Below are 15073 nucleotides of genomic sequence, written 5' to 3'. Positions count from 1 at the left end.
ACGCCATCAGCTGCGGCGATCGACGATGTACCGGGCCAGATCGCGCAATGGTTCGGCCGCCGCGTCAAACGGTCGCAGCGCGTGCAGGGCCTGGTCGCGTAGTTCCAGGGCGTAAGCCTTGGCCGCATCAAGGCCGAGCAGGGCCGGGTAGGTCGGTTTGTCCCGGGCGATGTCGGCGCCCTGGCGTTTGCCGAGGGTTTCGGTGTCACTTTCGACGTCGAGAATGTCGTCCTGGACCTGAAACGCCAGGCCGATGGCCTGTGCGTAACTCTGCAGGGACTTCAGTTCGTCCTTCGCGGCATGACCACTGGCCAGGGCGCCGAGCTTGACGCTGACTTCGATCAACGCGCCGGTCTTGTGCCGGTGCATGTATTCAAGGGCCTTTTGATCGAGCTTCAGACCCACCGAACCGAGGTCGATGGCTTGACCTCCGACCATGCCCGCCGGGCCTGCCGCCAACGCCAGCGCACTGACCATCTGCAGGCGGGTTTCGGCATCTGACGAACTCAGGCGCGGGTCGAGCAGGGCGCTGAAGGCCAGGCTCTGTAAACCGTCACCGGCGAGGATCGCGCAGGCTTCGTCGAATTTCTTGTGGGTGGTTGGCTGGCCGCGACGCAAATCATCGTCGTCCATGGCCGGCAAATCGTCGTGCACCAGCGAATAGGCGTGGATCAGTTCCACCGCACAGGCCGCGCCGTTGGCTTGCTCGGCCTTGCCGCCCAGCGCTTCACATGCCGCGTAGGCCAGCAACGGGCGCACGCGTTTGCCGCCATTCATCACGCTGTAGCGCATGGCTTCGTACAGACGGGCAAGTTCAGGGCCTGGCGCGTTGAACAGGGTTTCCAGTGCTGCGTTGACGCGGGCCTGGCTGGTCGCCGAATACGCTGCAATCATTCTGGCTGATCCGCGTCGAAGGGTTCCTCGGCCAACTCGCCATCACGCTCGAGCAGCACTTGAACCTTCTGCTCGGCCTGGGCCAGCGCCGCCTGGCAGTCGCGGGTCAGACCGATGCCCTGCTCGAAAGCGGTCAGCGAGTCTTCCAGCGACAATTCGCCGTTCTCCAGACGCTCTACCAGCGTTTGCAGGTCAGCGAGGGATTGTTCGAAATCCAGTGCAGCTTTTTTGCGGGCCATGGCGGCTATTTCCGGTTGACGTTAAACCGGCGCGACACTAGCAGACATGGGGGGTATGGGCAAATGAGCGGGGTCGTTGGAGCAGCAGTTCCAGGGTGAAAATACACCTTGTGGCGAGGGAGCTGCTGTGGCGAGGGGGCTTGCCCCCGTTGGGTCGCGCAGCGGCCCCTAACCCAAACACCGCGTTTCATCAGGCATATCGCATTCAGCGATTTGCGACTGCTTCGCAGTCGAGCGGGAGCAAGCTCCCTCGCCACAGATGTATGTCGTGACCAAGAGTGATGTGAGCTATTCGCTCACTTTATGAGCCGAATAAGATCGTTATTCGGCTCACGCCCAACCATCACCGTGATTCGCACCACAAATAAAGATGTATCCGATTGTTAAAAAACCGCCGAATGGCTAATCTTCGCGGCTTCTACGGCCCTATATTCACGGGTCTTTCTGACGAAACGCAGTTTTTGGATCTGTAACGCGCTGAGGGATCGGGCGCCAGGTTTCGTTATGCATGGCAGGAGGCGTTACATGCGTTGTGTTCTTTCACTGCTGATCACGCTGGTCTGCGCCCAGGTTGCGTGGGCCGAGCCCACGGCCGAGTTGTCGGAGCCGGTGGGTGGCTGGCGCTATCACGGCTTGCTGGACCGCAGTGAAAACCCTCGAGTCGCCTACCCCACGCCGCCCATCGACCGGGGCGTGCAGCGCAATCGCACAATGATCGAAGGCCAGCTCAAGGCCCTCGGCACGCTCCGACCGCCCCACAGCCTGGCGGTCAACGGCAATCCCCTGAATTTGTACACCGACGACCAAGGGCGTTTTGCCCGGCCGTATGCGTTCGGCGCCGGGTCCAACAGCGTCGAAGTGCGCAGCTCCGAGGGCCGGTCGCTCAAGCGCGTTCAGTTCTATGAAGCCAACAACCTGCGCACGCCGGCGCGCATTCGCGTGGTGCTGGGCTGGGACGATCCCAAAGCCGAACTCGATCTGCACATCATTACCCCCGACGGCCAGCATGCGTTCTGGGCTCGCCCGGCGATGAGCAACGGCGGTGGCCTGGACCCGGACGGGGTCGATGGTCCCGGTCCGGAAATGTTCACCATGACCGCGCCGATGCATGGCACTTATCTGGTTTACGTGAACTATTGGGGCAACTTCGGCAGCGGCGGCTATAACTTCGATGAGACCAGCAACCAGAACGAGGTGATCACCTCGCAAATCAATCTGGTGCTCAACGAAAACACCGTCGACGAAAAACGCGAGACCTTCATCGTGCCTTTGCGGGCGATCGGCGATCTGCTGCTGGTCAAGACTTTCAACTATTGAACATCCCGTACCACGGATGAATTGGGTTTGTGAACATGAGTGATAAGACAGTTTCTCCGGCCGCCGACGCACCTGCTGCCAACACTTCCCGTCGCTGGCCGGCGCTGGTAATCGGGCTGTGCCTGGTGGCCGGCGTGGCAGGCGGGTTGGGGTGGTTCCTGAACAAACCCAAGGCTCCGCCTGCGGAACTGGCCAGTGACAAACTGGGCATGAGCCGGCCGGACGGTTTGCTCGAAACCCACTCCCTGAGCCAACTGCCAAAGGATCTGCTGGCGGTGCCGTTTCTCAAGGAAACCCTGACCGAAGATTTCGTCTTCTATTACGAAGCCCACGCCGATCGTCTTGGCTTGATTGGCAGTCTGCGGCGGATCATTTACGAGCATGACCTGAAGTTGCAGGACAGCCTGATCGAGCAGCTGTTCGATCAACCGGCGGATGTGGCGCTGTGGCGCGGCGCGGATGGGCGTCTCAAGGATTTCCTGTTGGTGATGGATCGCGGCGGGCTGGCCAAGGTGCTGGAGCCGCTGGCGAAAGTGGCGCTGGATGACACGCAGCTGAGCAAACTCAGCGAGGTGAAAGTCGGCGCCGACGCCGTCACGCTCTATCAGCTCAACTACAACGCCAGTAAGGCATTGGTGTTCGCCTCCCATGGCGACAAACTGGTGGTGCTGTCCAATCCGGCCAAGCTCTACGATCCGGAAAACGGCGCCTCGGAGGAAACGGGCAGCGTTTCGACCAAGGCCATCGCCGCGTTGCTCAACGGCGACAAACTGTTCCCCGAAGCCTTCGGCCTGCCACCGCGTACGCCCGAGGTAAAACAACGCCTCTCGGTCAACTCCAGCGTTCTGGCCATGGGTTACCAGCGTTTCATCCCGAATTTCGCCGGCCTGCGTTTCGACATGGACGACAAGGGCTGGCACAGCTTCCTCGCCATGGATGAACTGGACAACCAGCCGGACTTCGACTTCAAGCCGATCTGGCAAGCCATGCCCATGGGCGCCAGTGCCTGCGTGACCTTGCCACTGGCCGCCGAACAACAGCAACCGCTGCTGGTGAAACTCGGCGCCGAAGAGTCCGTGGCCCAGGCCCTGACCGAACACATGGCCGGTGCCGCCGGCCTGTGCTGGTACGCCGATTCGCGGCTGTACACGCCGCTGCTGGTGGCCAGCCTGAACGACGATGACAGCGCCAAACTCGACGGCGACCTGGGCAACCTGTTCGGCTCGATGGTCGGCGCTTACGAAGGCAACGTCGCCGAGCACGCCTTCCCGGTGGTCGAGAAACAGGAAGGTCAAACCCATCAGTGGCAGCGCCAGGTCAGCTCCAACTTCGGTCCCTATAAGGCCAAGGACGCCGAGAACCCGGACGCAATCACCGGCAAGGCGTTCATGAAGGTGAGCCTGGCGCGCCACGGTTCGACGCTGCTGTTCTCCCTCGACGACAAACTCGTCGACAAAGCGCTGGGCACCCTCGACAAACGCTTCCCGCCGCTGGCTGACGTGCTGCCCAAAGACCTGCTGATGCCGATCTATTTCGGCCCGGATTCCATGGCGCAACTGATGCAACAGGAAACCCTCGACAGCCTGCCGCAGGACATGGAGCCGGTGTTCTACAACGCCGCGCAAACCTACCTGATCCCGAAACTGCGCACCCTCGGCGGCTACGGTAAATACGCCCTGACCTTGCCCAAAGGCAGCGAGCCCGATGGCCACTGGCAGTGGCTGCCGCTGGAGTGGAAAGCCCTGTGACAACACTCATCCGAGGCCTCGGCCTGCTGGCGTTGTTGCTGGGGACTCGCACATTTGCCAGCGAAGCCGCAGCGCTCGACCCGCAGCAATCCCAGGTATTCCGCGCCTGGTTCGTGCGCATCGCCCAGGAACAACTGACCCAAGGCCCGAGCCCGCGCTGGTATCAGCAGGACTGCGCCGGGCTGGTGCGGTTTGCCGCCAACGAAGCGCTAAAAAAACATGACGACAAATGGCTGCGCAGCAATGGCCTGTCCAATCGCTACCTGCCGCCGGAACTGCAATTGAGCGACGCCCAACGCGGCCTCGCCCAGCAATGGCAGCAGGGCGACGGCAAGGTCGGGCCTTACGTCAACGCGATCAAACTGATCCAGTTCAACAGTCATCTGATCGGCCGTGACTTGTCCCAGGCTCGGCCCGGCGACCTGATGTTTTTCGATCAGGGCGACGACCAGCACCTGATGATCTGGATGGGCCGCTTCATCGCCTATCACACCGGCACCAGCACCCCCACCGACAACGGCATGCGCTCCGCAAGCCTGCAACAACTCATGACATGGAAGGACACCCGATGGATACCCGACGCAGCCAACCCCAACTTCATCGGCGTCTATCGACTGAACTTTCTCTCCCAATGATCGGTGCCCGCATGCTGCGCATTTGCTCTCGAATTCCATTGCTGCTGGCCCTGCTGGCTCCTTTAACCACGGTTAATGCCGAAGACACCGTCGAACCGAGCGGCTATACGCCGGTGGCCGGTGAGAGTTTCTTCCTGCTGGCCGACAGCAGTTTCGCCAGCGACGAACAGGCGATGGTTCGCCTCGAAGCGCCGGGCCGCGATTACCGCCGATTCCGCATGGAGCCTTACGGCGGCGCGGACATTCGCGTGTATCGCATCGACAAGCCGCTGGACTTCCTCAAGCGCCAGAAGAACCTGCACCGGGTGGTCAGCGACGGCCAGTTCAAGGGCGAAGGCCTGTCGAACACCCTCGCGTACCTGTGGGACAACTGGTACCGCAAATCCCGTCGGGTGATGCAGCGGGCGTTTTCCTACGAGTCGCGCCAACAAGTCACCGAGGAAGTGCCGGAACTGAAGATGGGCACCGCCATCGCCGCGCCAACGCCCTACGACGCACAGCCGCAATTCGCGCTGATTCCGGGCCTGCCGGTGGTCAGCCAATTCCGTTATCCGCTGTGGCAAGCCAAGCCGATCCAACCGCCTGAGGGTGTGAACCTGGCCGGTTCTTCCAGTGAGTTCGTCAGTGTCTCGCCGGGCAACGTGTACATCCCGTTGGGTAACCTGAAACCGGGCCTGTATCTGGTGGAAGCACTGATCGGCAAGTACCGCGCGACCACCATGGTCTTCGTTTCCAATACCGTGGCGGTGAGCAAGATTGCCGGCGATGAATTGCTGGTGTGGGCCGCGCGCAAACACGAAGGCAGTTCGGTGCCCAAGGTCAATGTGCTGTGGACTGATGGCCTGGGCGTGATGAGCAGCGGCGCTACTGACGCCGATGGTTTGCTGCGGCTGAAACACGTTAGCCCCGAGCGTTCGTTCGTGATCGGCGAGGACGAAGAGGGCGGGGTGTTCGTCTCCGAGAACTTCTATTACGACAGCGAAATTTACGACACCAAACTCTATGCATTCACCGACCGGCCGCTGTATCGGCCGGGGGATTGGGTGTCGCTGAAAATCGTCGGCCGCGAGTTCAAGAATGCCCGGGATTCCGTGGCACCGACCGCTGCCGACGTCAACGTGACCGTGCTTGATGCCACGGGCACTGCGCTGCAATCGTTGGCGCTGAAGCTCGATTCCAAGGCTGGCACTCAGGGCCGTTTCCAGTTGCCGGATAACGCGGTGGCGGGCGGTTATGAACTGCGTTTCAACTACAAGGATCAGGCCTACAGCAGCGCCTTCCGCGTTGCCGAATACATCAAGCCGCACTTCGAAATTTCCCTGAACCTGGCCAAGCAGGATTACCGCACCGGCGAACCGGTGAAGGGCAGTCTGGTGTTGTTGTACCCGGACGGCAAACCGGTGGCCAACGCCAAGTTGAGCCTGAGCCTGCGCGCCCAACAACTGTCGATGGTCGATAACGAACTGCAATACCTCGGGCAATTCCCGGTGGAACTGACCAGCGCCGAACTGACCACCGATTCCAAGGGCAACGCGACGCTCGACCTGCCGGCCGCCGAGAAACCGAGCCGCTACATGCTCACCGTGTTCGCCAGCGATGGCGCGGCGTATCGGGTCAAGACCACCAAGGAAATCCTCATCGATCGCGGCGCCGCCAGTTTCCGCCTGAGCGCGCCTCGGCGGTTCAGCGCAGTGGGCGACAAGGTTGCATTCAGCTACTTGAATGAAGGTGGTAGTGAGCAAAGCAAGTCGGTTGTGCCCGGCAGCTATAGCTGGGTGCGGCTCGAAGACCAGACCACTGGCGAAGGTAAACTCGCCGCAAAAGATAAAGGCTTCACCTTGGCCTTCGACCGTCCGGGCACTTACAACCTGACGCTGAAGGATGATCATGGGCGCGTGCTTGGCGCGACGGGCCATTCGGTCACTGGCGATGGCATCAAAGCCGTGCCCGGCACCGTGGAAATCGTCCTCGATAAACCCGAGTACAAGGCCGGCGACGAAGCGCTTGCGTTGATCACTTTCCCGGAGCCGATTATCGATGCGTTGTTGTCGCTCGAGCGCGACAAGGTCGAGGCCACTGCGCTGCTGTCCAAGGGCGGCGACTGGCTGAAGATGGAGAAGCTCAGCGACACCCAATACCGCGCGCGGATCCCGGTGAAGGACAATTTCGCACCGAACCTGACCTTCTCCGTGCTCTATACCAAGGGTGGTCAGTACAGTTTTCAGAACACCGGCATCAAGGTGGTTGCGCCGCAGATTGACGTAGCCATCGTCACCGATAAAGAGGCGTATCAACCCGGCGATACCGTGTCTGTGGACCTGACCACCCAGTTCGCCGGCAAGCCGATTCCGGCGCACCTGACGGTCAGTGTGGTCGACGAAATGGTCTACGCGTTGCAACCGGAAGTCGCGCCCACCATCGACCAGTTCTTCTATCACCCACGCCGTAACAACGTGCGCACCAGCGCCAGTTTGTCGTTCATCAGCTACGACGTGGCATTGCCGGGCAGCCCAGGTGCGCCGGGCAAAGCCAACCGTAGCGAGCGCGGGGTGAAAGTGCTGGAGCGGCCGCGTCGCGAAGACGTCGACACCGCCGCGTGGCAGCCGGAACTGGTGACTGATGCCAACGGCAAAACCCGTTTCACCTTCAAGATGCCGGACTCGCTGACCCGCTGGCGCATCACCGCCCGAGCCATCGCCGATGACGGTCAGGTCGGGCAGAAGAAGCAATTCGTGCGCTCGGAAAAACCGCTGTACCTGAAGTGGAGCGGCCCAACCAAATTCCGCAACGGCGACAAACCGGATCTCGGTGTGTTCGCTTTCAGTCAGGCCGAGAAACAGGTCAAGGCTGAGTTGGTGATTCATTACGCGGGTGCCGAGCAACGTGTGCCGGTCACTTTGAACAACGGCATCAACTACATCCCATTGCCAGGGTTCGCATTGGCCACTGGCGAGTGGACTGCCGAACTGGTGCAGGACGGCAAAACCGCTGATGCCTTGGCCGTACGCCTGACCGCGACCGGCGAAGGCTGGCAGGTCACGCAAAGCCAAAGCCTGGACGTGGCCAGCGGTGATACGCCGCTGACCTTGCCGGCGGACGCCACGGACATTCGCCTGCGTCTGGATGACAGCCCGCAGGCGCTGTTCCGTTCCGCGCTTGATGATCTGTTGAGCTATCCGTACGGCGGCGTCGAACAAACCGCCAGTCGACTGTTGCCACTGAGCATCGCGTATCCGACCTTGTCGTCGAACCCGCAAATCCGCGATCGCTTGCGTTTGATCATGCAGAACAGCCGCCTGCGTCTGGTGCAAATGGCCGGGCCGTCGGCGAGCTTCACCTGGTGGGGCTACGACGGTGAGCCGGATGCGTTCCTCACCGCTTACGCCTATTACGCCGACTGGCACGCCAGCAAGGCGCTGGAACTGAGCCTGCCGCCGGAGCATTGGCAGCGGGTGCTGGAGGTGTACGCCAAACAAGCGCAGAACACGCCGCTGTTGCAGCGTGCGTTGATTCTGTCGTTTGCCAAACAGATGCAATTGCCGGTGAACACGCTGCTCAGCGGTTTGATCGACGACTTGGTGAAAGCAGGCGAAGGCAAGGCGGCGAGCATGATGGACGATGGCCAAGAGAGCCTCGTCATGAGCGATCCGGATTCGGCATTGGGGCTGGCCAGCGCTCGGGTGCTGACTGCGTCTTTGGCGCGTCAGGCCAAGGTCAATCTGCCGGAGGCCTTCAATCGTCAATTGGACGCTGCGCAACAACAAGTGGCCGTCAGCTCTCAACCGTTTGCCGAAGCCCTGAACCTGTCGCTGCAAGCCTTCGATCAGGCGCAGGCACAAACGTTGTTGCAACGCCTGTTGCCGCAGCAATCGACCCTGGAACGAGCCTTGGCATTGACCTGGTTGCAACGCAGCATCGAACAGGCCTCGCCCACCATCGCACTGGCACCGGGTGAAGGCTGGAAGAAAAAGTACGGTGATACCGGTGAGATGTATTGGATGTGGCAAGGTGCGACGCCCGTGCCGGCAGTGTTGTCGCTGACCGGGGAGCAAGAACGCCCGCTTCGCGCCGCGCTGAGCTTCCAGAGCAAGCAACCGCCAGTGGACCCGATGGCCGTGACCATCACCCGTCGTCTGTCGCGTCTGGTGCCGGGCGACGAAGCGTTCAACTTCAAACTCGAAGCGGTCGGCACCAAACCACTGTCCAGCGACAGCTTGTATCTGGACGAAGTGATCATCACCAGCAAGGCCGCGAAACCGCTGCGCTACGGCATGCTCGAAGTGCCGCTGCCACCGGGCGCGGACGTCGAGCGCACCACGTGGGGCATCCAGCTGATGGGCAAGGCCGGCACCGAACCGACTTCGTTGGAGAAAGCCCGTTTCGAACCGGGGCAAATGGCTTACGCGATCCCGGTGGATGCCCTGAGCGGTGAATTGCGCCTGCGTCATCTGGTGCGCTTCTCGCAAAAAGGCCAGTTCAACCTGCCTCCGGTGCGTTTCATTCAGGTCTATGCGCCACAGCATCAGGCCCAGGAACAGAAACCGGCGCTCGGCCAGGTCACGGTCCACTGACATGACCCGGCGTCTGGTCTGGTGGCTGCTGTGTTTGATTCCTGCGCTGGCGACAGCGCAGGAAGAGCCGTTGCGCCTGGGTTTCAAGGGTGAATTGCTTTCGTTGAGCCCGACCCAGGTGATCTCCCGTGAGCCATTGCCTGCTGATTTGCAGACGCCGCTGGGCAGTTTGTGGAAGCTGTTTGTCTACGGCTGGTTGGTGGACACCGGCGCGCGTGAACCGGCTTATGAGTGTCGCGGGCAATCGAAGGAAGAAGTGTATTGCTGCACAGCGGGCGGCAAGATCGGTCGCGATCAGGCGTTGGTGAAGTCTTGCGGGTTGTATTTCGAGCCTGCGCGTTTGGGCATTGCCGGCGCGCAGTGGCGCGAGTATTGGCAGGCGAGACAGGCACCGACGTGGTTGTTGGATTTACCGTCGTTGCAACCGCAGACCCGGGTTTCGGTGGCTGAGTTGTTGAAGGTATTGGCCGTGATGCCGGCTCAGGACCAAGCGCGCCGGGTGTTGCTCGATGTGGTGCTCAATGCCGCTGACGGCAATGTCGTGGGTGAACTCGGTGGCCGGTTGCGGGTGAAAACCTGGAGCTGGTTGGGGGATCAGGATCCTTCGTCGCGTCAGGGCGGATTCGCTGGCTGGACGGCGGACGGCACGCCGATCTGGGCCGGTGGGCGCGGCACCAGTCAGATGGTCTTGCGCAATTATGGTCAGTCGCTGGCGACGGTGCTGCCCACGTCATGGCCAGCCGAGGCGGGGAAGTGCGTCGAGGTCGGCCTGTTCGCGCGATATCCGCTGAAACGCGTGCTGTCAGGGGATCGCGTGTTAGCGCCCGGGCCCTTGCAGGGCGACTATCGCGTCGAGTTCGCCAATGGCAATCAACTGGATATCCACAGCGACGGCGAGTTGTTCTTGCTCAAAGACAAGCTGGTCGCCCGCCTGGACCGCGAAGAATACGTCGCCCGCGTCCTGCAGCGCGAAGCCAGACCCGAACCCGTCGAAGCCGCCAAAGCACTGGCCATCGCCATCCGCACCTACCTGCTGCAAAACGCCACCCGTAACGGCGACTGCCTGAGCATCGACGACAGCAGCAGTCGACAACGCGTCGCCCCACGCCCGGCCGCCACCGAATCGCGCAACATCGCCGCGTGGACCAGCGACCTGGTCCTCGCCGGCAGCACCGTCACCTATCACTCCGATCAACCGGGGCCGGACAAACTCTCCTGGCAGCAAGCCGTCGAACAAGCCAACGCCGGTCAACGCTACGACGCCATCCTGCTGCACGCCTACCCGCGCGCCAGCCTCAGCCGCTGGGACAGCCCCGTCGCCTCCTGCGAAGCGCTTCCCGCGGCCCAAGACTGGCTGCTGAGCCAGCGCCGCGGCTGGCGCCAACGCCTCGAAAACGAGATCGGCTACAACGAAGTCAGTACCTTCGCCGTCTGCCGCCTGGCCTTCGGTCGTCCTTTCGTCGACCGCGAACGCCAGCGCATCTACGTGCGCGGCGTGCTGTCGCTGCAAGACCGCCTCGACCTGACCCACGAATACCTGCACCTGGCCTTCGAAGCACACCCCAACGGCCAGGATGAAACCTACATCGAAGGGCTCGCCCGCCACCTCTTGCTGGAATAGGCCATGAAACTCCGTTACCCACAGGTCTTCCTGTTCCTTTGCTCCTTTTGCGTGTTGCCAACAACGTTCGCGGCCGATAACGGCGTCAAACTAGATACTCCGGTTGGCGGCTGGCGCACTGGCGCTGTTGAGGGCGAAGGTGAAAATTTCCGCCAGACCGTCAACTACCCGGCTTCCTCGGTCAACACCCCGGTGGGGCAGGCCAACACTGCTCGCATTACCGGACAAATCAAAGCGACGCCCAAAGGCAACGAGCCCGGCAAGCTCATCGTCAACGGCGTCAGCATGCCGCTCAAGATCGACCCCGCCGGGCGGTTTGATCGCCCGTTCTCATTCCCCAACGGCAGCAACAGTGTTGAAGTCCGCAGCCCCGATGGCCAACAACGCCATCGCACCCAATTCCTCAACACCAGCGGCGGCGCCACCCCGGCCAAATTGCGAGTGCTGCTGGCCTGGGACAGCGACGGCACCGACCTTGATCTGCACCTCGTCACGCCTGACGGTGGCCACATCTGGTACGGCGACCGCGTCGCGGCCAACGGCGGCGCACTCGACGTCGACGTCACCACCGGCTACGGTCCGGAAATCTTCGCCATGCCGGCACCGATCAAGGGGCAGTATCTGGTGTATGTGAATTACTTCGGGGGCGGGTATCGCAGTGATGACGAAGGGCAGGAGGATGCGGTTCAGCCGCTGACGACTGCGCAAGTGACGGTGATTACGGAGGAGGGGACGCCGAATGAGAAGATGGAGACGTTTCTGGTGCCGATGCGGGCGGTGGGGGAGTTGACGTTGGTTAAGGGGTTTAGTTATCCGTGAGGGGGAATTGTCCAACGGGTTGTTGGACAGTTTGAATTGGGCAGCGGCTTGCTGCCCGATTGGTCAGCAGGCTGCTGACCAATATTAGATTCATTCTTCATCGAAGAACGTGCACTTTCTCAAGACCAGCCAATACACTTTAGCTGTCAGGTTCAAACGAGTATTCAAATGACACTTGTGCCGGCTCGCCATGGCCAGCAACGTAGTTACCATTACCGCTAAGATTTACCAGGTCCCCCGTGCCTGCACCCTTCACGACACTCCAAGTGCTGCGCGCCTTACCTTCGGAAAATGATCCCGAATGCTGAACAACAAATGTTCCGCTTTTACCTGCCACCACACCGCAAATCCGCTCAAAACCAACAAAGCTAGCTGTGCCATCAACGCTATAAGACATGAGGTATTCGACGCTACTTGTTCCCTCAATGGCGCCGGCATAGGACTGCGTGACTTTGGCGTGTGAGAGTTTCGGAGTGTCCTCAAGTTCCTGGGACGGCTTCTCGTCCCAGCCAGTTATCTGAAACGTGCAGCTAACAGTCGTTTTCATGAGGATTTAGCTCTGTCGTCGTAGTAAGAGAATGTGGTGGTCTGATGCGTCGGGGACCCCGTTCTGCCTAACTTATACCAGTTGCCACCTATGCGGCAGCGTTTACGCTGGTCTATGACTTGGTGACCACTCAGGCTTATCCACGTTTCGCTTCGAGCCCCCCAGGACTATCCGTCGGCGGTCGGCAAACCTGAACGCCGGGACGGACCCTCGAAATCTTCTTTAATGGCCGTTTAGGTATTCCCCCACGTCAGTACGCCGCGATGGTCGAGCAACTATGCGAGTCGGCTGTCGTGGTGGGAAAGGACGTGATCGAAGCGGCAAGGAACGAGCCAGCCTGGCGCGATGTGGCCAAACATATGCGGCATGCCTGGAACGAGGGGATGGAGACGCTACGCAGCGCTAAAGCGGCTCCGCACTTTCGGGGCTCTCAGGGGGAGTAGCTTTCAAAAAGACATTAAAAAGCCGGCTTGTGGGCGGCGTTATTTATTGGTTATGGTCATATTTTACTAGAGTTAATGATGGACTTGGTTTCTGTCCCCCCATTTATCCCCCCACTCTTGTTCTGCGAGAAGCGCTGCTACATTTCCCTTATCCTTGGACGTTGTGTCGTTCCCTAGGCCTTGCTGAGCTGAACGGCCGGCTGGTGGGGGCGCTTGGTTAAATCAAGCAGATTGTGAATCCATCATGTTCTCATGCAAAACCGTCCAATAGCAGTAAATCCAATGAGAACAGACCACCTGTGGATAACAGGGTGACGTACTCTTGTTAACCCCGGATAATCCGCGCAAGAAGATATGCAAAGAGATGTGACTGCCTTTATGAGCGCAAAATCGGACAACCTGCTGGCACACCTTGACAACATGACGCTAGCGCAAATGCGCCGCCTTTTGGTGGAACAGCTCACTCAGAAGAAACTGGGCCTGAACTGGGAATCCAATGCCATTGAGCGTGATGAAGCGCTGAATGCGAATGTTGTGTTACCACGCCTCGTGCCCGAGTTTTCGCATGCGCTGGACAGTCCAGCTTCAGCGGCAAATTTGATCATAGAGGGTGATAATTTCGACTCTTTACGTTTGCTGCGCGCTACTCATCGCGGGAAAATTCGTGTCATTTACATTGATCCACCATACAACACTGGCAACAAAGATTGGGTTTACAACGACCATTTCGTAGGAGTTAACGATAGGTTTCGCCATTCGCAATGGCTGGAATTTCTCTATCGTCGCTTGACGCTCGCACGTGACCTTTTGACACCGGACGGCGTGATCATGATATCGATCAACGACGAAAACCGGTCACGGTTGGAGCTACTTATGGATGAAGTAATGCCAGGACGGCGGCTAGGTACAATCGCTTGGCGTACTCGACAGGGTTCGAATGCGGACCAGCAGTGCTTTCTGTCAGTCGATCACGAACATATTTTGGTGTATGGCAACCCCGGTTTCGCGTTCAAGGGCTTTGTTAAAAGTTACGAGATGTACAGTAATCCGGATGACGACCCGCGTGGGGACTGGCGCACCAGCGATTTGACTTTGGGTTTTTCCTATCGTGAACGCCCCAACCTTTATTACCCACTCGTCAATCCAAAGTCGGGGATTGCTTATCCTCCTAACCCAGACCGTGTTTGGGTTTATGCCTCTCGTGACCGCTTAAAAGATGGACAGGTCTTACAAGCAAAATCCATGGATGAGTTTATTGAGTTAGGTCAGATTCTGTTTCCATCTACCGAGCAGCGCGTGGAAACTTGGCACAGTATGGATGAACTGTTGGACGCAATTGATCGTGGGGATGTGCCGAAAAGCGGAAAAACACCGTTGCTGCGTCGCGATTTACCCAATTTAGAATATTGGGTTGGTTGCAAGGTCGGCTTTGGTCGTCCGCAATTCAAACGTTACAAAGCAGACCTGCGCAATCAAAACCAGCCGCTGTCCAGCTGGATCGTCCCTACCTTTGAAGAGGGGGATTACGAGGCGGAAGGTACGTTTGTTTCCGGAACCAATCAGGAGGGCGCACGGGTAGTGGCTGAAATATTTGGGGACCGTGCGTTCAACTATGCGAAACCATTATCTCTGATCAAAAATTTGCTATCGCAAGCCACGCGTCCGGGCGACATTGTGTTGGATTTTTTCGCGGGCTCTGGCACTACTGGCCATGCCGTAATGGAGCTGAATGCAGAAGATGAGGGGGCGCGTCGCTTCATCCTTTGCTCCAGCACAGAGGCAACGACGAAAGACCCTGCCAAAAATCTCTGCCGAGACGTGTGCGCAGAACGAATGCGCCGAGTGATGGGAGGATATGGTCAGCGACCGGGGCTTGATGGCGGTTTTTCCTATCTGCAGCTGGACAAGTTAGACATTGCCGATGTGCCGTTTGATGGTAGTCCAGCTAACGCAGCTCAGTTGTTGATGTTGCGTTATCGGCAAGCGGCTGCGACCAATCTTGCTAATGATGCCATTCTGCAACTTGCATTTGACGGCGAGCTGGCGGTACTGCTGCTGACGCATGTTGACGATGAAATTCTAGAAAGGTTGGCCTCGTGGCCCGCTCGTCGCCTTGCGGTGTACTCGACACGCCCAGAAAGTGTTGCAGATTACCTGACTCGCAGCGGCAAATCCGTCAACAGTTACAGCCTACTGGATGCGCTGATGCGCGGCCAGACTACTCAACGAGTGTCGTGAT

10 protein-coding genes are annotated in these 15073 nt (G+C 59.6%); 7 read left to right on the top strand and 3 right to left on the bottom strand.

Annotation, left to right across the window (positions count from 1 at the left end):
- Positions 1 to 6 precede the first annotated feature (6 nt).
- Positions 7 to 894 carry a (2E,6E)-farnesyl diphosphate synthase gene (ispA, locus tag ACA044_RS27160; RefSeq protein ID WP_497444061.1) on the bottom strand — a complete coding sequence of 296 codons (888 nt, stop codon included), beginning with the start codon at positions 892 to 894 and terminating at the stop codon, positions 7 to 9.
- Positions 891 to 1133, bottom strand: a complete 243-nt coding sequence (locus tag ACA044_RS27155) for an exodeoxyribonuclease VII small subunit (RefSeq protein WP_007894317.1) — start codon at positions 1131 to 1133, stop codon at positions 891 to 893. The genes ispA and ACA044_RS27155 overlap by 4 nt, the downstream gene beginning before the upstream one ends.
- Before the next feature lie 525 nt (positions 1134 to 1658).
- Between ACA044_RS27155 and ACA044_RS27150 the strand changes: the two genes are divergently transcribed.
- The 6 genes from ACA044_RS27150 to ACA044_RS27125 are packed head-to-tail and all read left to right on the top strand — an operon-like array spanning position 1659 to position 11844.
- Positions 1659 to 2450, top strand: a complete 792-nt coding sequence (locus tag ACA044_RS27150) for a YfaP family protein (RefSeq protein WP_497444060.1) — start codon at positions 1659 to 1661, stop codon at positions 2448 to 2450.
- Positions 2451 to 2485: 35 nt separating this feature from the next.
- Positions 2486 to 4198: a DUF2138 domain-containing protein gene (locus ACA044_RS27145; RefSeq protein ID WP_497444059.1), complete on the top strand. Its 1713-nt coding sequence runs from the start codon at positions 2486 to 2488 to the stop codon at positions 4196 to 4198.
- A complete protein-coding gene (locus tag ACA044_RS27140) occupies positions 4195 to 4833 on the top strand; it encodes a DUF1175 domain-containing protein (protein ID WP_497444058.1) in 639 nt (212 codons plus the stop codon). Before ACA044_RS27145 ends, ACA044_RS27140 begins: the two co-directional genes overlap by 4 nt.
- The gene (locus tag ACA044_RS27135) at positions 4830 to 9404 is read left to right on the top strand and encodes an alpha-2-macroglobulin family protein (RefSeq protein ID WP_497447324.1); all 4575 of its coding nucleotides are present in this window, start codon (positions 4830 to 4832) and stop codon (positions 9402 to 9404) included. The genes ACA044_RS27140 and ACA044_RS27135 overlap by 4 nt, the downstream gene beginning before the upstream one ends.
- Position 9405: 1 nt before the next feature.
- Entirely contained in the window at positions 9406 to 11025 is a 1620-nt protein-coding gene (locus tag ACA044_RS27130) for a DUF2300 domain-containing protein (RefSeq protein ID WP_497444057.1), read from the top strand.
- A 3-nt stretch (positions 11026 to 11028) separates the two neighbouring features.
- Positions 11029 to 11844 (top strand): YfaP family protein, encoded by an 816-nt coding sequence (locus ACA044_RS27125; protein WP_497444056.1) that lies wholly within the window; start codon positions 11029 to 11031, stop codon positions 11842 to 11844.
- 139 nt (positions 11845 to 11983) lie between these two features.
- On the opposite strand, the gene ACA044_RS27120 is transcribed toward ACA044_RS27125, so the two are convergent.
- Complete coding sequence (locus ACA044_RS27120) at positions 11984 to 12391, bottom strand: DUF3224 domain-containing protein (protein WP_497444055.1); 408 nt, start codon at positions 12389 to 12391, stop codon at positions 11984 to 11986.
- Between the two features lie 797 nt (positions 12392 to 13188).
- On the opposite strand from ACA044_RS27120, the gene ACA044_RS27115 reads away from it, so the two are divergent.
- Positions 13189 to 15072 carry a site-specific DNA-methyltransferase gene (locus ACA044_RS27115; RefSeq protein ID WP_497444054.1) on the top strand — a complete coding sequence of 628 codons (1884 nt, stop codon included), beginning with the start codon at positions 13189 to 13191 and terminating at the stop codon, positions 15070 to 15072.
- Position 15073: the final 1 nt, after the last annotated feature.

Source organism: Pseudomonas sp. LBUM1673, assembly GCF_059695645.1.
Note: the sequence above shows the minus strand (reverse complement) of the source record. Positions and strands in the feature narration are given on the sequence as shown.